This window comes from Actinobaculum sp. 313 (assembly GCF_003073475.1).
GTDB lineage: Bacteria > Actinomycetota > Actinomycetes > Actinomycetales > Actinomycetaceae > Asp313.
The window spans coordinates 2,225,402-2,247,497 of the sequence record NZ_CP029033.1 but is presented as its reverse complement, the minus strand read 5'-3'; the positions used below and the strand labels follow the sequence as shown (position 1 = coordinate 2,247,497).

General features: G+C 60.4%; 13 protein-coding genes and 1 pseudogene. All 14 read left to right on the top strand.

Annotation, left to right across the window (positions count from 1 at the left end; all coding sequences use genetic code 11):
* The first annotated feature begins 25 nt into the window (after positions 1-25).
* Positions 26-1,393, top strand: coding sequence for a sn-glycerol-1-phosphate dehydrogenase (locus DDD63_RS09715; protein ID WP_108716199.1), 1,368 nt, complete (start codon positions 26-28; stop codon positions 1,391-1,393).
* Between the two features lie 26 nt (positions 1,394-1,419).
* Positions 1,420-3,093, top strand: coding sequence for a ribulokinase (locus DDD63_RS09710; protein WP_108716198.1), 1,674 nt, complete (start codon positions 1,420-1,422; stop codon positions 3,091-3,093).
* The gene (locus tag DDD63_RS09705; RefSeq protein ID WP_108716197.1) at positions 3,090-3,791 is read left to right on the top strand and encodes an L-ribulose-5-phosphate 4-epimerase; all 702 of its coding nucleotides are present in this window, start codon (positions 3,090-3,092) and stop codon (positions 3,789-3,791) included. The genes DDD63_RS09710 and DDD63_RS09705 overlap by 4 nt, the downstream gene beginning before the upstream one ends.
* 27 nt (positions 3,792-3,818) lie before the next feature.
* On the top strand, positions 3,819-4,880 hold the full coding sequence (locus tag DDD63_RS09700; protein WP_108716196.1) for a 2-dehydropantoate 2-reductase N-terminal domain-containing protein: 1,062 nt from the start codon (positions 3,819-3,821) through the stop codon (positions 4,878-4,880).
* A 491-nt stretch (positions 4,881-5,371) separates the two neighbouring features.
* A pseudogene (locus tag DDD63_RS12985) lies at positions 5,372-5,950 on the top strand (DUF262 domain-containing protein); the annotation flags it as partial.
* 1,048 nt (positions 5,951-6,998) lie between these two features.
* Positions 6,999-8,210: a HipA domain-containing protein gene (locus tag DDD63_RS09690; RefSeq protein ID WP_108716195.1), complete on the top strand. Its 1,212-nt coding sequence runs from the start codon at positions 6,999-7,001 to the stop codon at positions 8,208-8,210.
* A gap of 657 nt (positions 8,211-8,867) precedes the next feature.
* Entirely contained in the window at positions 8,868-10,856 is a 1,989-nt protein-coding gene (locus DDD63_RS09680) for a hypothetical protein (protein WP_108716193.1), read from the top strand.
* A gap of 9 nt (positions 10,857-10,865) precedes the next feature.
* The gene (locus DDD63_RS09675; RefSeq protein ID WP_108716192.1) at positions 10,866-11,237 is read left to right on the top strand and encodes a hypothetical protein; all 372 of its coding nucleotides are present in this window, start codon (positions 10,866-10,868) and stop codon (positions 11,235-11,237) included.
* A 28-nt stretch (positions 11,238-11,265) separates the two neighbouring features.
* The gene (locus DDD63_RS09670; protein WP_108716191.1) at positions 11,266-11,898 is read left to right on the top strand and encodes an ATP-binding cassette domain-containing protein; all 633 of its coding nucleotides are present in this window, start codon (positions 11,266-11,268) and stop codon (positions 11,896-11,898) included.
* 797 nt (positions 11,899-12,695) lie between these two features.
* On the top strand, positions 12,696-14,255 hold the full coding sequence (locus DDD63_RS09665; protein ID WP_108716190.1) for an FGGY family carbohydrate kinase: 1,560 nt from the start codon (positions 12,696-12,698) through the stop codon (positions 14,253-14,255).
* A gap of 746 nt (positions 14,256-15,001) precedes the next feature.
* Complete coding sequence (locus DDD63_RS09655; protein ID WP_108716188.1) at positions 15,002-16,561, top strand: FGGY family carbohydrate kinase; 1,560 nt, start codon at positions 15,002-15,004, stop codon at positions 16,559-16,561.
* 454 nt (positions 16,562-17,015) lie between these two features.
* Positions 17,016-18,026 carry a glycerol-3-phosphate dehydrogenase gene (locus tag DDD63_RS09650; protein ID WP_240611251.1) on the top strand — a complete coding sequence of 337 codons (1,011 nt, stop codon included), beginning with the start codon at positions 17,016-17,018 and terminating at the stop codon, positions 18,024-18,026.
* 734 nt (positions 18,027-18,760) lie between these two features.
* Positions 18,761-21,160, top strand: a complete 2,400-nt coding sequence (locus tag DDD63_RS09645) for a hypothetical protein (protein ID WP_108716186.1) — start codon at positions 18,761-18,763, stop codon at positions 21,158-21,160.
* A 22-nt stretch (positions 21,161-21,182) separates the two neighbouring features.
* Positions 21,183-21,803 carry an ATP-binding cassette domain-containing protein gene (locus tag DDD63_RS09640; protein ID WP_205647394.1) on the top strand — a complete coding sequence of 207 codons (621 nt, stop codon included), beginning with the start codon at positions 21,183-21,185 and terminating at the stop codon, positions 21,801-21,803.
* Positions 21,804-22,096: the final 293 nt, after the last annotated feature.

The following is a 22,096-nucleotide window of genomic DNA, read 5'->3' as shown; positions in this document are numbered from 1 at the left end:
AAGAGAAGAAAGAAGGAATACATTAATGTCAAGCGAACTCATAACTCAGGCTCTCAGTACTGCTACCGAGACAAAGGCGATTGCCTTTGGTGACGATGTGCTGGGTGAAACCGGCCCCATGTTCACCGAGCTATTCCCCGGTGCACGTGTCCTCGTCGTTGCCGATGACAACACCTTTGCCGCAGCGGGTGAGCCTGTTGTCGCGTCACTGCGTGCGTCCGGCGTGGAATTCGCTGAGGATCCATACATTTTCCCCGGTACGCCCACCCTGTATGCCGGGTATGACAACGTGATCAAGCTGCGCGAGCATATGGCTCCGTTGGAGAACACCGTCGTGTGTTCCATCGGTTCCGGCACGTTGAACGACATCGCCAAACTCGCTTCTGGCGAGTTGAAGCGCCCCTACATGAACGTGTGTACTGCGGCTTCCGTGGACGGATACGCCTCCTTCGGAGCCTCCATCGCCAAGGATGGTTTCAAAATCACGCGTTCCTGCCCGGCGCCCGCTGGACTTGTTGCTGATATCGCCGTGATGGTTGACGCACCCAAGCGTCTGACCGCCACAGGCTATGGGGATCTCATTGAGAAGGTTCCCGCTGGTGCCGACTGGATTCTGGCGGACGCGTTGGGCGTGGAAGCCATCGACGAGTACACCTGGAATCTGGTGCAAGGGCCTTTGCGCGAGTCGCTTGCCGATCCTGCGGCCATCGGGGTCGGTGATCCGGAAGCCATCGAAGGTTTGGCTGAGGGATCGATTATGTCCGGTCTGGCCATGCAATCGCTGCAATCCTCCCGGCCGGCCTCGGGTGCAGGCCACCAGTTCTCCCACACCTGGGAGATGGAAGGACACGGCTTGGACTGGGAGCCACCGCTGTCGCACGGTTTCAAGGTCGGTATCGGCACGATCGCATCCTGCGCGCTGTGGGAGTTCTTCCTTTCGAAATCGGTGGAAGACTTCGACGTGGAGCGCGCGCTGGCAAGTGTGCGCACTCCAGAACAAGTGGAAGCGGAGGTTCGCTCCACACTCAAGCCGCAGATGCAGGATGAGGCGGTGAAGCACTCGCTGACTAAGCGTATAGAAGGCGACGCGCTACGTAAACGGATTGAGTTACTCAAGGAGGTCTGGCCCTCGCTGCGTGAGCGCTGCCAGGAACAGATCATGACACCACAGGAGGTGATGGACCGGCTGAAGACTGTCGGCGCTCCCTACCATCCGGAGCTGATCGATATTGATTGGGATCGCTTCCGCGAGACCCATCTCAAGGCGCGGATGATCCGGGATCGGTACACGGTGCTGGACATCCTGACGGATCTCGGCATGTTCGACGAGGCGGTCGAGTATCTGTTCTCACCCGAGGGCTTCTGGGGTCAACATCGGCACCCCGAGGCCTGACAACGAAATCATAAGGAGATATGTCAATGAGTGACAAGAAGTACCTGATCGGCATCGACTTCGGAACGCTGTCCGGTCGCGCTATCGTCGTCGACGCCGCCGACGGAACCCAGCTGGGCACAGCCGTCACGGAATACCCACACGCGGTTATGGACCGCACGCTAACTGCGGGTGACGGGCGCGAACTGCCCCCAGAGTTCGCCCTGCAGGACCCGGCCGACTATATGAAGGTGCTGGCGGAAGCGGTGCCCGGTGCGGTTAAGGATGCCGGTGTTGACCCGGCGGATATTGTGGGTATCGGCGTCGATGCCACCTCGGCCACGGTGTTCTTCACCGATGAGGACGGCACGCCTCTGTGCCAGAAGCCGGGCTTCGAGAACAATATTCACGCCTGGGTGAAGTTGTGGAAGCATCATGGTGCTCAGGACCAGGCGGATCGCCTAGTTCAGGTTGCAAAGGCACGCCGTGAGCCGTGGCTGGCACGCTATGGCGGCGTTCTTTCTTCAGAGCTGCTTCTGCCCAAGGTGCTAGAAGTCTTCGAGATGGCCCCCGAGGTGTACGAGGAAGCCGACGTTATCTGCAACCTTCTGGACTGGCTGACCTGGAAGATGACCGGCACCTTGACCCAAGCGGCCGGCGACTCCGGATACAAGCGCATGTATCAGGATGGCCAGTACCCCTCGCATGAGTACCTGGAGGCCGTCAAGCCGGGCTTCGGAAACGTCTTTGATGAGAAGATGTCGGCGCCTATCCTGCCGCTCGGTGGCAAGGTTGGTGGATTGACCGCTGAGATGGCAGAGCTCATGGGGTTGAAGGAAGGCACTGCGGTGGCTTCCGGCAACATTGACGCGCACGTCGTCGTCGCCGGTGCAAACGCTGTGCGCCCCGGACAGCTAACCGCCATTCTCGGCACCTCATCCTGCTATGTGGTCAATGGCGAGGAACTGCGGGATTGTCCGGGCGTGTTCGGCATTGTCGACGGCGGCGCCGTGGACGGCTACTGGGGATTCGAGGGCGGCCAGACAGCCGTGGGCGATATCTTCGCCTGGTTCATTGATACCCAGGTGCCCGGCGAATACTTCGATGAGGCGAAGAATCGCGGTATCTCGATCCATGACTTGCTGGTGGAGAAGGCGAAGAAGCAGAAGGTGGGTGAGCATGGGCTTGTTGCACTGGATTGGCAGAACGGCAACCGTTCCATCCTCGCGGATGCGCGCCTCTCTGGCATGGTGATTGGCCAGACACTGGTCACCCGGCCGGAGGATACCTACCGGGCGCTGCTGGAGGCCACGGCTTTCGGCTGCCGCGTTATCATCGACAACTTCGAAGAGCATGGCGTGAAAGTGGACGAGATCGTTGCCGCCGGTGGTCTTCTAAAGAATCAGTTCTACATGCAACTCCTGGCCGATATTACCCGGCGCCCCATCACAGTATCGGAGTCCGACCAGACGGGTGCCCTGGGATCGGCGGTGTTCGCAGCGGTGGCTGCGGGCGTGTATCCGGATGTGTTCGCGGCTGCCGATGCAATGGCGTCGGTGCGGAAGAATGCCTACGTGCCGACCCCGGAGAACTCCGAGCAGTACGACGGCCTGTACGAGATCTACAAGGAGCTGCATGACTTCTTCGGGCGTTACAACGGAGTCTCTCCGATGCACAGGCTGAAGAACATCCGTGACCGGGTCCGTGGGGGCCTGGCATGATCAAGCTGACTGACCTTTCTCCTGCTGTTCAGGAGGAAGTCCAGGAGGCCCGGGAGCGGGTAGCTTGGCTGCATGCCGAGCTACCCGAGAACGGACTGGTGGTGTGGACCGCAGGCAATGTGTCCGAACGTGTGGTCGGTGCTGATCTGTTCGTCATCAAACCCTCCGGGGTGCGCTACGACCAGCTCAGCGCGGACGTGATGGTGGTGTGCACATTGGATGGCGAAAAGATCGACGACGGAACTCCGGAGTCGCTGACGCCGTCGTCGGATACGGCTGCCCACGCCTACGTGTACCGGCATATGCCGGATGTAGGCGGTGTGGTCCACACCCATTCCACCTATGCGACAGCTTTCGCATCGCTGCATCGGCCCATCCCATGCGTGTTGACTATGATGGCGGATGAGTTTGGCGGCGAGATTCCGGTGGGACCATTCGCCATTATCGGCGATGACTCGATTGGACGAGGGATCGTGGAGACCTTGCGTTCTTCGCGCTCGCCCGCCGTGCTCATGGCTAATCATGGCCCGTTCACCATCGGGAAGAATGCCGAGGCGGCGGTCAAGGCTGCGGTGATGGTGGAAGAAGTTGCGCGTACGGTCGCCGTCGCCCAGCAGTTGGGCGAGCCGGTGCCCGTGGCGCAAGAACATATTGATGCACTGTATGACCGGTACCAGAACGTATACGGCCAGCACTGATACCTACAATTATGTGAAAGGAAAACGATGGCAAAAATTGCTGTGCTGGGGTCGGGAATTATGGCGACAGCCCTATCATTCCCGGCATCGGAGAATGGAAACGACGTTCGCCTCATCGGTACCTTCCTTGACCGGGAGATCATCGATTCGATCCAGAAGACGGGTATTCACCCAGACCTTGGCCTGAAGGTTAACGACACGGTTCGGGCCTACCAGCTGGAGGAGGCCCCCGAAGTGGTGGCCGACGCCGATATCGTGATGTGCGGCGTCAACTCCTTCGGTGTCGAGTGGGCGGGGGAGCAGTTGGCCAAGCTGCTGCATCCGGGCCAGAAGGTTCTAGTGGTCACCAAGGGTATGCGGGCCGACGACGACGGCACGATGCATATCATTCCGCATATCCTGCGCTCCTACCTCGACCCTGAGTTGGACAAGCAGATTTCCTGGAATGCGATTGTAGGCCCGTCCATTGCGGGCGAGCTGGCCGTTCACCATGACACCTGCGTGGTGTTCTGCGGTGAGAATAAGGAGGACCTGGAGTACCTGGCCGACCTCTACCGCACCGATTACTACCACGTGTGGACATCCACGGATTTCGTTGGGCATGAGACGGGTGCCGCCACGAAGAATGTGTACGCCTTCGCGGCCGGTTTTGCGCAGGGTATGCTGCGCAAGGCCGGTAAGGAGAACGACCGTTACGTCATGTACAACTATGGCGCCGCGGTGTTCGCGCAAGGGCAGAAGGAACTGCGGTCCTTCATCAAGCTGATGGGTGGCAATCCGGAGACCGGCGACGGCCTAGGCGGGGTGGGCGACATGTTCGTCACCTCGATGGGCGGGCGCAATGTGCGTGCCGGTGCCTTCGTGGGTGAAGGCATCCCCTTCTCCGATGTGCAGGAGCGCCTCATGAAGGGCGTGACCCTGGAAGGCGTGGCGGCTATCAAGGTGATTGGTAAGGCGCTTGGTCCGCTTACCGAGCGAGGCGTGATCGGCGAGGACGAGTACCCGCTGTGCCGCTTCCTCTACTCGGTGGTGGCGGAAGATGCGCCGCTGGAGATGCCGTGGGACAAGTTCTTCCGCGGCCTGGAGTAATGGCCGGAAGTAAGTGGCCTGAGTAAGCGGGATCCGCCGCAGTGGGCGGGATGTGCCGCTGTAGGTGAGGTTTGTTGCTGGCGGGGCTGCCTTCGGGTGGCCCCGCCAGTGTGTGTTGTGGTGGTTGGTAGGGCGGATGCCTGTGGTGGTGCGGGTGTGTCAAAATCCGGTCCAGCGTTCGGGTCGTGCTGCGGATTGTGCCCGTGGCGGGACGGACGTGTCCAAATCCCGTCCAAAGGGCGCATAACTGGATTGATTCCATTCTAGGAATGGCGGAATCATGCGGTTTTGGTGGAGCGGCTGAAGCTTGCGATTCCCGTTTGGACGGGATTTGGACACGAAAGCTGTCGGCGTGGCCAGCGAAAACAGGTGGCGGCGAGGAAGGTGACGACAGCGAGCTTGTACTGCAAGGAGTCTGAGCGGAATGCTGTAGCACTGATGACACGGAGTTAGTTATCGGGTGAGTCTACAGCACATGGCATGATTGAGGCATGGATGACTTCCAGGCAGTATCGACCAGTGAAGCCTATACGATTGCGCAATTGCGTGCGCTAGTGAAATCTGGTCGCCTGCGAGTTCCACAGTTTCAGCGCTCCTTCCGGTGGGATGCGAAGGATGTGCTGAGCCTTTTCGATTCGATTATGCGCGGCTATCCCTTCGGTAGCCTGTTGTTGTGGAAACGCGAGGCACCGGCTGAAAACTTGCGCATCGGCTCCTTGCACGTGCGGGCGCAGGAACGGCCCGACGCACTGTGGGTGGTGGATGGCCAACAGCGCGTCACTAGCTTGGTGAATGCTGTTGACCCCGAGGGAGCGCAGGATCCACGTTTTGCCCTCGGCTACTCCTTGCGTCGTCGTGAAGTGGTGAATGGCCGCTGGTTGGAGGACCCGTTGGCCATCCCGCTGCCGGATTTATTCGACTTCTCGCGGGCCTTTGCATGGTTGACGGACAATCCTGCTGCGGCTGACTACGCTGAGCATATCCAGGATGTGACGAGCAGGCTTAACCGCGTTACTGTCCCGGCGACAGTGATGGAGGATACCGACGAGAAGACTTTGCGTGAGGTGTTCGACAGGATCAATTCCCGTGGCAAGCGGCTGAATGCGGCCGAGATCTTCAATGCTATTCATGGAGGACCGGACGAAGGGGCTACAACCTCCGGTATTGCCGTTAGTGTCGATGCCCAGACTCGTTTTGGCGTGCTGGATGACAAAATCGTGGTGCAGGCGATTCTGGTGCGGCGCCATGCCGATATCACACGAGATGTTCACGGCGAGTTTTCAGATAGTCGACGGCGGGTAAGTGACTTTCCCGGCGAAAGCGAGGCGCAGGCGTACGAGGCGACTGAAGGTGCACTCGTCGAAGCGGCGCGCTTCCTGCAGGTGAAATGCGGCATTCCGCATGTAGTTTTTCTTCCTTTCCGTTTCCAGCTGCTAGTTCTCACGCGGTTCTTCGCGCTTTTCACCGAGCCGTCCGATCGTAACTTGGAACTTCTCTCCCGCTGGGTCTGGCGGACGAGTGTGGGTGCCGATGTGCTGGGGATCAGCGGTTCGCAGACTGACCTGCGCGATATGGCGGCGCGCGTGAGGCAAGGGAAAGAATCCGAATCGGTGCAGCGGTTGCTGGCGGCTGCTGATCTACAAGATGACCTCCACTTGCCGGATCTAACTGTTTTCCGCGCGACTCGCTCGGACAGCAAGATGATCATGGCGGCGTTGTGGAACCTTCATCCGGTAGACCTTCGTTCCAACGAACCCATCACCATTGAGGAGTTGTCGGAACAACTGGAGGGAGAGACGACACCGCGTGTTGTGCTGGCTGATTTGGTTCCACCTGCCTCCCTGGAAGCTGAGGAGCCCGTAGCCGCCACGAAGATGATATCTGTTATGGATCGGCGCGACGCGCTGAGCTTATTGGATAGCTCCAAGGACCTTGCATCGCTGCTGCTGGATGCCGAGATGATTGACCTCTTGCAGAACAACCGATTCTCCGAATTCGCCCGCCGCAGGGAGTACGCCTTGAAAGAGTACCTGGAGACCTTCTTGCGGGTGCGAACGGCGTGGGGCAGGATGACACCCCGCCGCTGTCGGACTTTGTTTTCGACGACGGAGCTGAGTAATGAAAGAGGCTGTATACGCAGTGCTACTGCACGGCGAACATGTGGCTTCTATTCAGCGGCGGGACCGGTTCACCAAATTGGTGTTCGATCGGGACTATTGGGAGCGGCCCGAGCGCATGGTGCTCGGACGATGGTTCGAGGATCATCCGCGCAGGCAACCCCATGCTACCGATCAAGTACCGGCCTGGTTCTCGAATCTGCTACCCGAGGGGCGGTTGCGGGAAATCATCGCACGGGATCAAAAGGTTAACGTCCACCAGGAGATTGACCTGCTGGAACGGATCGGTGACGATCTTCCCGGCGCCGTCGCAGTAGTTTCGGACCCGGAGGCGACGGCCACCGCCGACATGTCTGATGTGGTAGAGAACGAAGAACCAGCACAGACAAGAGGGCTATTGCGCTTCTCGCTGGCGGGTATGGCGGTGAAGTTCTCACTTCGGGAGGAGGGCGACCGCATGACATTGCCTGCGCATGGGGAAGATGGTGATTGGATCGTCAAGATACCGAGTGTCTCCTATCCGAATCTGCCCGCAAACGAGCACACCGTTATGGGATTGGCCCGCAAGGTGGGAATCGACGTGCCGCAAACCATGTTGCGGACGCGAGACGCCATTGATGATCTTGGTCCGGGTGCTTGGGTTTCGGATGAGGATCAGGCGTATTCCATTCGTCGTTTTGACCGATCCGCTTCGGGACGCATTCACATAGAGGATTTCGCCCAAGTGCTTGGGAGGTACGGCGCAGGCGCGGGAAAATACCAGTCCAATATGGAAACTGTCGCTGGCTTGGCCTACCGCGGGCAGGACCACGTCTCATTGCAGGAGGTGGTGCGCCGCACCGTTTTCAACCTGCTCGTTGGCAACAACGATGCGCACTTGAAGAATTGGTCCCTGATCTATCCGGATGGTAGGCGTGCGCGGCTTTCACCCGCATATGATCTGGTGTGCACGGGAGTCTATTTGCCATCTGCTGAGAATCCCGAACTGGGGCTGCCCTTCTTCGGTGCACGACAACTGGAGGATGTCACCCGGGAACATTTCGCCGAGTTGCAGAAGAAACTCGCGGTTGGCACCGCGGATGTGCTCGACGTCGTCGATGACACGGTGGAGAGGTTCTTCGGTCTGCGAGAAGAGATTGATGCGGTTCCCAGCCCGGTGCGCGCTTGGATTACCGAGCGTATGGAGCAAACCGCGCATCGGTTGAGGCATTAGGCGATGCCGAGGCTGCGAGAGGTTCCGGTTCCGGCCGGGTTAGCCTCGTGGTCTTGCTGTATCGCAGCATTCGACCGTACACGTGACATACTCGCCTCCGGTGTGTCCCGGAAAACCTTGCAGATTCAGGTGCCGGACGAGTCTTCGCGTTTCTCGCGCAGTTGTCTAGAGATTTCGCCACAATGGTTGTTGCAAGAGGATACTCAGCGTAGGATCGCCTCAACGCTGGTTTGTTAGGTACACAATCCCGTACCACCGGTGTTGACTGAACTCAAGACAAAGGAGTGTGTGATGAAAGTTGGAAAACGGATTAAGTCCGTCGTTCTTGCTGTTGGATTAGTGCTCGGAACCGGCAGCGCCGCACTAGCCGAGCGACAGTACGCCAGCGGTGGCGAATGGGTTTATGGTAAGCGAGGTGTTGGCGTGGCATTCTCAGACTACTACCACGGCTCAAGATGCCATGGCTCGTCAATTACGCGAGAGGGTAAGATTCAGGCGAGATCTGCAGCAACAACCGCAGGAAAGTGGTCGCGTGCATCGAAGCAGGGCGCACCGTGGACCACTTACCGTTACCATTACCGTTTTGATCATTGCGGGTGAGGGTCTCCATCCTAATAAATAGATCAGACTACATGGTTCCCCGGAGGATTGTGCCCCATGTTGAAAAACGTACTTCGCCTACTAGCCACGCTCACGGCGCTGTTTGCCGCCGTGCTCAGCGTCATGCTGGTGACGTATGACAATGCGGCCTTTCCGCTGGGGACTTCCCGCAGTTTCAGCCAGGCGGTAACCGGCAGTGATAAACCGAAAGACGTGTTGGTGGGTGAGCTCAATGACCTCGCCCACCAGCACGGCATTGCCATCTATCAACGGGCCATCAACGAAGAATCCACACAAAACGCGCAGGATCTCATTGCCTTCGGCTTGGGCGCGGACAACGTATCGGCCGAGGCTCCCTGGTTCGATCCGGCAACAGGCGGAGAAGTGGTGCCGTGGACGGAGCTGGGCGACCGCCCGTTCTCCGGCTATTTCATGATGACGGGCGGCGAAGCCGAAAAAGAAGCCGTTGCCGCCTGGGCGGAGAGCAACGGCATCGACCTGCAATGGGAAGAAAGCCGACACCTCCGCTCCTTCATCGGCTCTTTCACGCTCAACAACGGAATCGGCATGGTGGCACTGAGCGTGCTTGTCACCCTACTGGCATGCGTCATCGTCTGGTACGTGTCGCGGGCACGAAGCGGAGCCCTTCGCCTCCTGGCCGGAGTACCATTGCACCGCATTATCGGCCAAGATCTGCGCAGCATTTACGGCTTAGTACTCGTACCCTTGTGGCTGACCTGGTCGGCGTCGCTGGCGGTGGTCGCATGGCGCTACGGCACCACGCGCCTGCCGCTCTACGCCGCTTGGTCTGCCGGTGTACTCGGCGTGATGACGCTGGTGTTAGCGGTGGTGATTCTCGCTATCGCGCTATTGGGGAGACCCGATACTGACTCCCTCGCCAGGAGGACTCCGCCGCTGAGCTCTTTTGTCCACATGGGATGGGTGATTCGCGCCGCCGGTGTGCTAGTCGCCGTCGTCGTGATCCCCTATTCCGCCCAATACGTCACTTGGGCGCAAGAGGCCCAGAGCACCGTCACGGCATGGACGAACGCACGCAATGCGGTCACGGTCACCATGACCACCTTGATCGATGCCGAGTCCGGACGAGACGAGTACGAGCAACAGCTGGCTTCGTTTATCGACGACGCCGCGGCGAACGATCTTGCTGCCACCTCCGTGTTGCAGGACAGCTCATACCTACCGGAAGGAGCGCTGGAACCTTATGACGGGATTGCCGTCGTCGACGGGAACTTCCTCACCTTGGTGGGTGTTGAATCACCTGTGACCAACACTGATTTCACACCGGTGGATCGCGAAGCTCTGCCGCCAGGAATACGCGACGAGTATTTCGATCCGCGTAACGGCACATTGACAGGCTTTACCCGGCAGGGGCACGAGGGCGATCTTCGGCTGTACCAGTACCACGGGGAGAAGGGTGTCCCTGTTATCAGCGGTACCCTATCGGATGCCCAGAGCACCGACTTGCGAGGAAAACTCGTTGTCTACGTCGACGACGCCATGGAAACTTTCAAACCCGGCCTGCTGGAGTCGACCATTGTCAACGGGCAAACCGTATTCCGCGACGCCGCTGAGGTTCGCGCCTTGATCCACAAGTATTCGCTGGAACCGTATACCTCCTCTGTCGATAACGCTGCGGATCGCATGATCATTGCCGCACGTGAATACCGCAACCAGGCGCGTTTCGGTGTGTGCGCGGGAGTGCTTGGCGTTGCGGCTATCCTCATCGCAATGATTGAAGCGGCGCAGGTGTGGGCGGCAACGAGCCGTCGGCGCATCTTCGTGATGCATAGTGCCGGTACCTCGATTCCGCGTATTGCCCGCTGGCCGGTGATAAGGGAGGCCATCTTCATGGCACTGGCGGGGGTTGCCGCCATGGTGTTCTCGGCCGCCGTTCTGCATATCGGCGGATTTGGCATGGTGCTGCTGGTGTGCGGGATCGTGCTGGCAGCAACACTGGCAGCCGCTGTGGCTTACACCCTTGCTGCCCGCGGACAGTTCAGGCGGGCAATTGGCCGGAAGGATTGAGAATGAACGATGGGACCGACGCTGGGGAGTGCCTGGCTGGCTGTGGAGGCTGGGAAGGCCGAAGATCGGCGGGTAGAGGCCTTCGTCGCAAGGCAGGCCGGAATGGCTACGCGGGCCACCACCGTCACGCAGGACGTCATCGCCGGGCAGGCGATCCTGAACGGAACGAAAATGGCTCGGCTAGCGGCGGTCCGTCCTGAGATAGCGGGTGAATGCCTCATGCAGGTGACAGCCGAAAACCGGTGGCCGGTCCGCCTCGCGGCGGCTGGCGAATACAACGTCATCACCGTGCCACTCGAACCGGACAACAGTCCGCCCTGCTGTAGCGGGCGAATGACACGGCGAGTAGAAGCGAAGGGTACGCCGAGGAACAAACGTTGAGAGAGCGCGAGAACAAGGAGCAAAGCATATGATCCGGACAACTGACTTATCGATGAGTATCGCAGGGCGGCGGGTGTTTGAACCGTTGTCTTTGGAATGCCCAGCGGGTAGCGTAACTGCTCTGACCGGCGCCTCCGGGTCGGGTAAGACGACACTGCTGAATTGCTTGGGGCTGCTGCTGCGTCCCACCAAGGGGCGGATCAGTATCGACGATGAGGACGCCTCAGCGTGGTCGCCGCGTCGGCGTCGGCGTTTTTGGCAGGAGAAGGCTGCGTTCATCTACCAGGATTACGGCCTGATCGATGATGAAACGGTGGACTTTAATATCCGTTTCACCCGACCCCGTTCACTGCGCCGCCGTCCGCGGCCGGATCAACGCCTGACGGAAGTACTAACAACCGTTGGGCTGGCCGACCGCGCTGACGATCATGCGGCAGTGCTTTCCGGCGGGGAGAAACAGCGCGTCGGCATTGCGCGAGCCATCTACAAAGGAGCCAGCTATATCTTCGCAGATGAGCCCACCGCATCGCTGGACGAGGGCAACCGGCAAAGGGTCGCCGAGTTACTGCTCGACTCTGCGGCTAACGGGGCCTGCGTCGTGCTGGCCACCCACGACGAGGAACTAGCTGCCCACGCCGACATCCGTTATCGGCTGGGGTAGCCAGCCGCTGTGGGCGGGATGAGTGGTTGTTTTCCGGGTGCGGGTGTGTCAAAATCCCGTCCAAACGACGCTAATCTGGATTGGTACCATTCTAGGAATGGCGGAATCGTGCGGATTCTGGCTGGTGTGCCGTTCGGTGCCGTTTCGTTTGGACGGGATTTGGACAGTGAGAATCAAGGTGACCCTTCGGCGCGGGGTGTGCTCCCCGGCGCGGGGTGTGCTCCGGGTGTGGACTGGCGGCGTGGCGCTTATCCCGGACACTGCCGTGTGCCCCTGATGCGGACTGGGGGCGCGGCTGTGCATCTGCGAGGCTGAGCGGCAGCGTTCCAAGTGCTGCACTGAGGTGACGAAATCCGTGCATGGGACCCTCCTGCACGTGGTAATACCCGGTTACTACCGCCACGCATTGCCCAAGCGCCATGGGAGCCCTCCCGCATGTGGCAACATCGCATGGGAATATGCGCGCGGCGAAACATGATTCGCGCCCATGACCCCGTGCGATAATCGTGCTATCGCGTCAAATGCGCAGTTCGCGGCCCGCGTATGTGGGAAGTGGTCAGTTGGCTCCGTGCCGAGCCGGGCACGGTCCGATCATGAACCCCCGGCAGGAAGCGGATGTTGCGCGGCGGCGTGGTAATGGCGTCGAATACGCCGTGTGCGATTCGGTCACCACGTAGGTGGCGACCGTCGTGTGAGTCGTGATGACCATGGCGATGCCGCATGAGCGGCAACCTGGTCATGGCGTGGCAACTCGTGGCAGCGCTCGACGCGATAAATAGCAAGCAGACACTTCGAAGATGAAGGTAGGTTTTATGGCAGTGGATAACCCGCTCGTTATCGCCATCGATTCGTCGACGACGGCGACAAAGGCGATTGTGGTCGACACCGAAGGCAAGGTGCTCGCCCTCGGCAAACAGGACATCACTTTGCTCTCGCCCAGTCAGGGCTTCGGTGAACATGACCCGCGGCAGTGGTGGACATCCACCCGTGACGCTATCGCGGCCGCGCTTTCCCAACTCAACCCGACGGAAAAAGAGCGCGTTGCCGCGCTCGGCATCACACACCAACGCGAGACCTTCGCGCCCTTCACCGCAGATGGCACGCCCTTGCGCAACGGAATCCTCTGGCTTGATATTCGCGCCACGGAGCAAGTGCAGCGCTATGGCACGCCGGAGATTCACGCGCTATCCGGACGCCCGGCCGATGTTACGCCCGGCCTGTACAAGATGGCATGGCTGAAGGAACATGAGCCGGAGTCACTGCGCCAAGCAGACAAGATCACCACCGTATCGGCCTACCTCACCTTCTGCCTTACCGGCAGGTGGACGGATTCGGCGGCCTGCGTCGATTCCCTGAGCCTCTCCAATATCAGGACTCTCGACTACGACGACGGTCTGCTGGAGATCGCCGGTGTCACACGGGCACAGATGCCGGATCTCGTCCAGGCTGGCGAGGTACTGGGCACTCTTCTTCCCGCCATCGCCGAGGAGTGGGGGATTGGCGAAATCCCGGTCATTGCCGGCTGCGGCGATGGGCAAGCCGCCGGAGTGGGCGCCGCTGCCGTAACCCCCGATATCGCCTTCCTGAACATGGGCACCGCAGTGGTGGCCGGAGTTCCCTCCACCGAATACCGCTATGAGAAGCTCTTCCGCACCGAGGCGGCCGGGGTGGCGGGCACCTATGTACTCGAGTTGGTACAGAACTCCGGTGCCTACCTTTCCACCTGGTACCGCCGTGCCTTCGGCAAGCCCGAGTTGGAGGGAGCGCCCGATCCGGAGTTGGAGGCGGCGGCTGCGGCCCGTGCGCCTGGCAGCGGAGGACTCATTACCATGCCCTACTGGGGCGCGGTGCAGTCGCCGCACTGGGATCCGCTGGCGCGCGGCGCCGTCGTCGGCTGGCGCGGAACGCATGGACGCGGCTCGATGTACCGCTCCATTCTTGAGGGAATCTGCCTCGAAATGGCGCGCTCGCTGCGCAAGTTGGAGGTCTCAACGGGTGTGCCGCTGCGCGAGGTGCGTGGCATGGGCGGCGGCATGCGCTCGCCACTGTGGCGGCAGATCATGACCGACGCGATCGGCCTGCCGATTACCGCGTGCCGGGAGGAGGAGATTTCCGCGCTCGGCGCGGCGATGATCGCCATGGCGTCTACCGGCGTGTACGGCGATAATCGGGTGGCAACGGCTGCTGAGCATATGGCCGGTTTCACCGATGTGACCGAGCCGGATATGCAGATGCATGAGATCTACCAGGAGCTGTCCGGCATTCAGGAGGGGCTCTACGAGAGTCTGCGTGAGACCAATGCGCGGCTGCACGATTTCGCCAACCGCTACCCGGACGCCGAACTGGCGGATGAGTGACGGTCGTCCGCCTGCCGGTTCGGCGACGACGTCGGGTCGGCAGGCGGGGATGATCTGCCGCTGCGGTTTGTGCTGCCGTCCGCGCACAAACCGCAGCGGCGGGGGCGCGGTACGTATTGGCACGGATGGCAATCGGCACAGATGCTTGTCTAGACGGGAGTTGACGCTGACGTGATAGGCGAGCAGATGGGTGGCGCGCGGCGCCTCTCGTCACGGGAAGCGCTACCGATTGCGATGGGAACCGGAGCTGGTACCGGACAACACGGGAATTGGCACAGGAACCTGAACCGACTCCGAGTGGCACGGAAGCCGGAACCGCTACTGATCGCGATGGGAACCGGAGCTGGTACCGGACAACACGGGAATTGGCACAGGAACCGGAACCGCCACCGAGCAACACGACAACCGGAACCGCCACCGAGTAACACGACAACCGGAACCGCCACCGAGTAACACGACAACCGGAACCGCTACTGATCGGCACGGGAATTGGCGTGGGAACAGAGAACAATCCGCACGGGAACCGAAACCAACTCGACCCCAAACAGCTGCGAACGTGCAGACTTGCTACGGAAGATGCCGCCAATACGCGCCGACGCAGATGCCGATATGCGCTGTGGCCGTTGCTGCAGATGACACGAACACGCGTTGGCACCGATGCCAACGTACAAAGGCGCCACTACGGACGGCGCGCATACGCCGGTGCGATTCCAGGGGCATCGGCGTCCAACCGAAAGGAACAATAAATGACAACCGCATCCACTAGCGATCCTCTTGTGATCGCCATTGATTCGTCGACGACGGCGACCAAGGCCATCGTGGTCAACACCGAGGGAAAGGTGCTTGCCCTCGGCAAGCGGGACATCACCTTCCTCTCACCGAGTCAAGGCTTTGGTGAGCATGATCCGCGGCAATGGTGGACCTCCACCAATGAGGCGATTGGTGAGGCCGTCGCTAAGCTGACTGTGGCGGAGAAGGAGCGTATTGCCGCGCTCGGCATCACGCATCAGCGTGAGTCCTTTGCGCCGTTCACCACGGATGGCACGCCGCTGCGCAATGGCATTCTCTGGCTGGACATCCGGGCCGCAGACCAGATTCTGCGTTACGGCACACCAGAGATCCATGAACTGTCCGGCAAGCCAGCCGATGTGACACCGGCTATCTACAAGATGGCCTGGGTGAAAGAGCATGAGCCGGAAATGTGGGCATCGGCGGACAAGATCGCCGACGTCGCCGCATATCTGGCATTTTGCCTGACCGGGGAGTGGATCGATTCGGCGGCTTGCGCCGACTCGCTGGGCCTATTCGATATCGCCCGTCTCGACTACGACGATTCTCTGCTGGAGATCGCCGGTGTGCGGCGCGAGCAGATGGTGGATGTGAAGAATCCTGGTGAGACGCTGGGCTACGTGAAGCAGGAGATTCTTCGCGAGTGGGGGATCACGCAGGATGTTCCCGTCATCGCGGGCCTGGGCGACGGTCAGGCTGCCGGTATCGGTGCGGCCGCCGTCAGCCCGGATACCGCATACCTGAATATGGGCACCGCGGTTAATGCGGGAGTCTCGACTCCCCACTATCAGTGCGGGCAGGTCTTCCGCACACTGGCTGGCGGAATGCCGCATACCTACGTATTGGAGATTCTGCAGTCATCGGGTGCCTATCTGGCGTCGTGGTACCGCCGGGCATTGGGCGATCCCGAGTTGGCCGGAGCACCCGATCCGGAGTTGGAAGCCGTGGCTGCGGCACGGGTGCCGGGCAGTGGCGGGCTCATCACATTGCCGTACTGGAATGCGGTGCAGTCGCCGTACTGGGATCCGCTCGCGCGTGGCGCCGTCGTCGGCTGGCGGGGAACACACGGGCGCGGTTCCATGTACCGTTCGGTATTGGAGGGCATCTGCTTGGAGATGGCGCGTTCGCTGCGCGAGCTCGCCAAGGCCACCGGTGTGCCGCTCACGCAGGTGCGCGCCATGGGTGGCGGGTTGCGCTCGCCGCTGTGGCGGCAGATCATGACCGACGCGATCGGCCTGCCGATTACCGCCTGCCAGGAAGAGGAGATCTCTGCGCTGGGTGCCGCCGTGGTGGCAATGTCCTCCACCGGCGTGTTTGGAGATACCGAAGTGGCTACCGCCGCCGAGCATATGGCGGCCTTCACCGACGTGACCGAGCCGGATCCGCAGGCGCACGCGATTTACAACGAGTTGGGTGAGATTCAAGGCCGCCTGTACGACGACCTGCGTGAAACCAATTCGCTGCTGCACCGTTTTGCCGAGCGGCACCCGGATGCCGAATTGGCCGACGAAGGATAAAGACGACGTCGGCGGCGCCGATACTGGTGGTGTGCGGCGCTGCCGGCGTTCCCGGTACTCTCAGTGCGTAGTGCACTTGGTGCGGCGATGCGGCGCAGGGTGTTTGTGCGACGGCGGAGTGGTGCCGCGTTTTGTGACACGGCAATGCATCGCCGCGTTTGTGACACAGCTGTGTAACGCAGCGTTTGTGGCACGGCAATGTGGTGCAACGTTCGTGAGACCGCAGAGTGCGCAGCGCTCGGACAACGCCTCCTGACGATCCGATGCCGGGAAGGGGGAGTCGTCGAAGCAATGAGCACAGGATTCAAGAAGCCAGCACTGAAAGGGTTGATATTCCAAGCGTGGTAATCACAGGATCGGCAGTGGAAGAGCCGGGATTCAAGGACGAGACTCATACTCATTGGAAAGGAACACGAACAACATGCCTTCTATTGCAATACTCGGTGCGGGCGCCATGGGATCGGCCCTGGCCAATGCCATGGCGCGGGCCGACTGGACGGTGAACCTATGGGGAACCTGGCTGGACGACCATCTTATTGACGCCATCGAAGCAGGTACCCCGCATCCGCGCATCAATGTGGTGATCTCGGAGAAGGTGAATGCCTTCCGCTGCGCCGAACTGGAGGAGGCGCTCGACGGCGTCGACGTCGTCGTGATTGCCGTTGCGTCGGTTGGCGTCCCCAAGATCACCGAAATGGCTCTGGACGGGATCACTAAGGCGAAGGCCCTCTGGCTGACATCAAAGGGCTTTATGCCGCGCGATGGCAAGATCATGCTGCTACCTGATGGCATCCGGTCCATTGCCGCGGCAGCCGGGCGCGAGCTACCGCCCATTGTGGCGATTGCCGGGCCGGTGAAGGCCAACGAATGTGCGGCCGCCGAGCCGACTGCCACGATTTTCGGCAGTCGCGATCTGGGCATCGCCACCGAATATGCCCGCCTCGCCCGCTCTGACAGGTACCGGATTGAGCCGTCCGGCGACGAAGTCGGCGTGGAGGTCTGTGCTCCCATGAAGAACGTCTACGCCATTATGTTGGGGATCGCGGATGGGCTGGAAGAGAAGACAGGCCACCCGCACCACAATTTGAAGGCGGCGACCTTCACGCAGGCGGTGCGCGAGATGTCGCTGCTCGCCGGTGCGCTGGGCGCTGATCCCGCCACGCCCTACGGGCTTCCCGGCGTGGGGGATTTGGAGGTTACCGGCCTGTCGGGTCGGAACAAGGTTTACGGCATGCGCATCGGACGTGGCGAGGGAGCGAAGGCCGCGCTGCGCACCATGGAAGAACTGGAACAGACGGTGGAAGGCGTGCCCGCGCTGCCGCTGGCGGTGTCCTTGGTGGAGCAGTCGGCGCCGCAGATTCGCGAGCAGATGCCGTTGCTGTACGCCGCGCAGAAGATTGTGCACGAGGAGGTGCCGGACTACCTGGACCTGCTGATCGAGGCGGTGTTGCCGACGCAGCCGTAGAGGCGAGGTTCGCTCAATCGCAGCCCTTGCGTACTGCTCCTAATTCTCCGGGTTTTTGGCAGTTCTCCGGGTTATTCGCGGAGTTTTGCGGAAAACCCGGAGAATTTGTCTCTGCTCGTCTGGCAAGGGGTGTTGCGGAGAGAGGGTTGGTTGCCGGTGGCGGGTTGGTTGATGGCGGCCGGTTGGTTGCCGGTGGCGGGTTGGTTGATGGGAGGACGGGACGGTCGACCGTAGCAGCCTTACATTGGTGACGTGGGTGGCGTCAGCAGCGGCATAGCAACGGTGACCCGGGCGGCGTCAGGAGCGACCTGGCGTCGGTGTGTAGGTGGCGTTAGTAGTGGTCGGCCATCGGTAACGTGGTTGATATCAATAACAGCCTGGGAACGGTGACCCGGGCGGCGTCAATGGCAGAATGACATCGTCGCCCAAGCGTTCTGTACCAAGGGCGGCAGGTTGCTGTCCGCCATGAACATCCGTCTCGCTTCGTACCCGACTGTTCTGTACCAAGGATCGCAGGCGTCCGACCAAGCAAACGAGGTACCGCCGGCGTTTTCCCTTGATATGGCGGTGCGGATGTCCTAACCTCAAGGCAATTACGAACTACTTATCTCCTCAAGAAGTTCTGGAGGACCCATGCGGCATCGTTGCGCATTTAGCATGCTCACCCGAAACTCTCAATGCCTCACCGGAACTGGTGGCAGTACTTGGCGCATCCCCACGAGGCGGTAACGGCGATGGCACATCGTTCCCCTCGAAAGCAGGGAGCAGAGCATACTGATGCTCGGGCCGCGACTCGAGCGGTAGAACCCGGTGACACTGCAGGTGCAAAGCTCGCCGGCAACGCACCGGCTGAATCTGCCAGTACATCCGCTTCGCGCCCCGTCAAGGCTGCCGGACCGCGCCTCGTGAAGGCGCCGGGTGCCCGTTTGGCTACCTCGCTCAGTGAGTTTGGGTTTCGTTCCCGCCGGGCCCATCGGGGGCGTTTTAGCCCACTGAGCTTGGTCATCGCGACGGTGTGCGTCGTGTTTGCCGCCTTTGGTGCGGGTGTGATTATTGCCGTGTACGACGGCGTTACGGCCCGCGACGGAGCGCGTACTATAGTGTCGGCGGACGAAGATGTAGTTGCGCCGCTGCTTTATCGGGATGTTCACGACGCTCTTGCCTCGAACTATGAGGAATTCTCGATTGTCTACGTGATTCCGCAGAGTTCCGATGCGCCGACTCCTCCCGGAGTCGATGAGTGGCCCGGCGAGGGTGAGGTGCTCTTATCACCTGCCTTGGCGGCCGCCCCGGAAAGTGAAGGTTTCGCTACCCGGTACGGAGCCGTCATAGGGGTGATTGGCCCGGAGGGTCTTGCCTCCCCAACGGAGAAACTTGCCTATATCCACCCCCGCCACGAGATTGCCGATAGCGAGAACATGTATCGAGTGTCCGGCTTTGGCGGTCATAGTGATGGCGGTTGGCTGGGTGATGCGGTGGCTCGTAAGCCGCTTATCCGCTTTCTCTTGGTATATGTGCTGACTGTGGGGCTTGCGGTTGCACTATTGGCGGGTGTTGGTGCACGAGATGAACTTGTCGAGCGGCGAGCGGACAATACGGTCTTGTTCACGCTGGGGTACTCCACTCGTGAACGTGCCAAATGGCAATTCGGCAAACTGTGGCGGCCGCTTGCACTTGGCGGGATTATCGGGATCGCCTGCTGCGTCCCCTGGTATGTCGCTGACATTCACGTTCCGGCACGGAGCTATGTGGTGCAAGCAGGCGATGTAAGGGCAGCATGGTGGGTCATCGCTTTTCTCATTGTCACTTTTCTTGCGCTATACGTTGCGCTTCTAATGTTTCTTTCGGTGCGCGCACCGCGTATGCGAAGTAAGAACCGCCCGGAAGATCGTCCACTGGCCTATAGCAAGGTTCGAGCTGGTGTCTGTTTGTTAAGCACTCCATTGGTTGTGATTTTCCTACTGCTATCCCAAAAAACGGCGTCCATCGGGCTATTTTACGTCTATGCGGCAGTGCTTCTCGTCGTGTTGTTCACGCAACGGGACCTTTTCGGGATGCTGCTGCGGGAATGGGCTGTCACTATCAGAAAGCGCGGACACGAGAGTAATGATCCCGGAGCGATTATCGGCGCCGCAGGCCTTGAGTCGAATGCCAGAGTTGTCTCCAGCGTGGCAGCACTTCTGAGTGCTGCGTTGATAATCTCTTCACAGGCATATGGAATACTCAGTTCGCACGGTGAATCTACAGAAGAAGCCCTGAGAGCGTACGCAGCCTATCGTGGACGGGTCATTGAGCTGACCGCGCTACCAGGAGCGGATACAAGTCGGATTTCACAGGTATTTGAAGCACTAGAAGAATCGTCACCGGATTTGGAGATTCTTATTGCTAGGTACGGCGAGGATGAGAGAGGCGTTCTTACGACAACTCTCGCCGCATATGACGATTCGGTCGATATTGCTACGCTGAGCGGGCACAACAGTGGGGATACCTTGCTCGACAGCTATCTTGACTACTTGTCGTCCGGCGGTGATAACCGTGATGAGGTTCTGCACTGGTCAGAAATGTCGGACCTGTTGGCTGCAGACCAGGCAAATTGGGAGGGCGTTTATACATATGCTCTTGTATCTGCCCCCGGCGAAACGCTCGACTCCATCGAGATCAAGAGCATTGTCGCCGCACAAACCGCTCCTATGTGGCACGTTGAAGCGCCAGAGGAAGGCAGCTATGGAGGTTCGCTCGCGAACGGACAGCAGCTGTCCTGGATCATATGGCTGGGTGTTATTGCCCTGGCAGTGGCCCTGCTGGCGGTGGTCCTGCAACTGGCGGAAGACACAAGGACGACGGCTCGGCGGTTGGCACCAACCACGGTCCTGGCCGGGTCGCCCGATATGCTGCGGAAGGTATGCACTATCCGCGTGTGCCTGCCCCCACTTATTGGCATCGGCGGTGGCTTGATCCTGTCCGCGATGCTCCGCTCGGCATTGGCTCTGAGTCTTTTCACGGCCACAGCCGCTTTGATCCCCTTCGCAATAGCCGCCTGTGTGGTTGCTGCGGTGATTGTCTTCTTTGGTTGGATATCCGCTCTGTACTCATCTCGTCGCGCCTTGAATACATGGAAGGTAGGTTCCCGATGATCCTGACCGTTGAAAATGTTTCCTGCACCGTTCCGTCCAGAACCCTGTTCTCCGGTCTGTCACTGAGTGTGGAGGGCGGGCAGAGCCTGGCAGTGGTGGGGCCATCCGGTTCCGGGAAATCGACTTTGCTCGCCGCCATTCTTGGCATGACTCAGCCGAGCAAGGGCGTATCGAGGTCGCTGGGGAAGAGATCTCCTCGGCCAAGCCGGCGCAGGCCGCGCAAATCCGCCGCGAGCATATTGGGGTGGTCTTCCAAGACGGCGAGTTGTTGCCCGAGTTGACCGCAGCGGAGAATATCGCCGTCGCCCTCATGCTCAACCAGCCGGGCGGCAAGGAACCGCGTATCGAGAAGGCGCGCAAACTGGTGGAGGAGGTTGGCGTTCCCGCCGACACCCGCGCTGCTGACCTCTCCGGCGGGGAGAGGCAGCGTACCGCTCTGGTGCGTGCCTTGGCAACGGATCCTGAACTCGTTCTCGCGGACGAGCCCACCGGCTCGCTGGATACGATCACCCGCGACGCCGTCGCCGAGCAGCTGTTCGCCACCGTACGTGAGCGCGGTGCGGCGTTGCTCGTCGTTACTCACGATCCGACGGTTGCCGCGCGGGCCGATGCCACTCTCGATCTGGCTGCTTACACCGAATAGGTAGTTTGCCGCCGAGACGGTATACAGCATGTGAAGGGCGCGGAGGTTGACCGTGCAGGGAGCAGGTGCCGACATGCTTCACAAGCAGATCCGCTCGATAGCGTAGGTTGACAGCCCAAGGGAAGAGGCGCAACGGGACTCTTAACGCCCCGCCATTGCGCGCTGCCCCAGATTCTCCGGGTTTTGGCAGTTTTGCGGGTTATTCGCGGAGTTTTGCGGAAAACCCGGAGAATTCGGGAGAAGGATTGTGTTCGTGCGCTCTGACAGGGTGCCCGGTGCACGACGACAGTGCG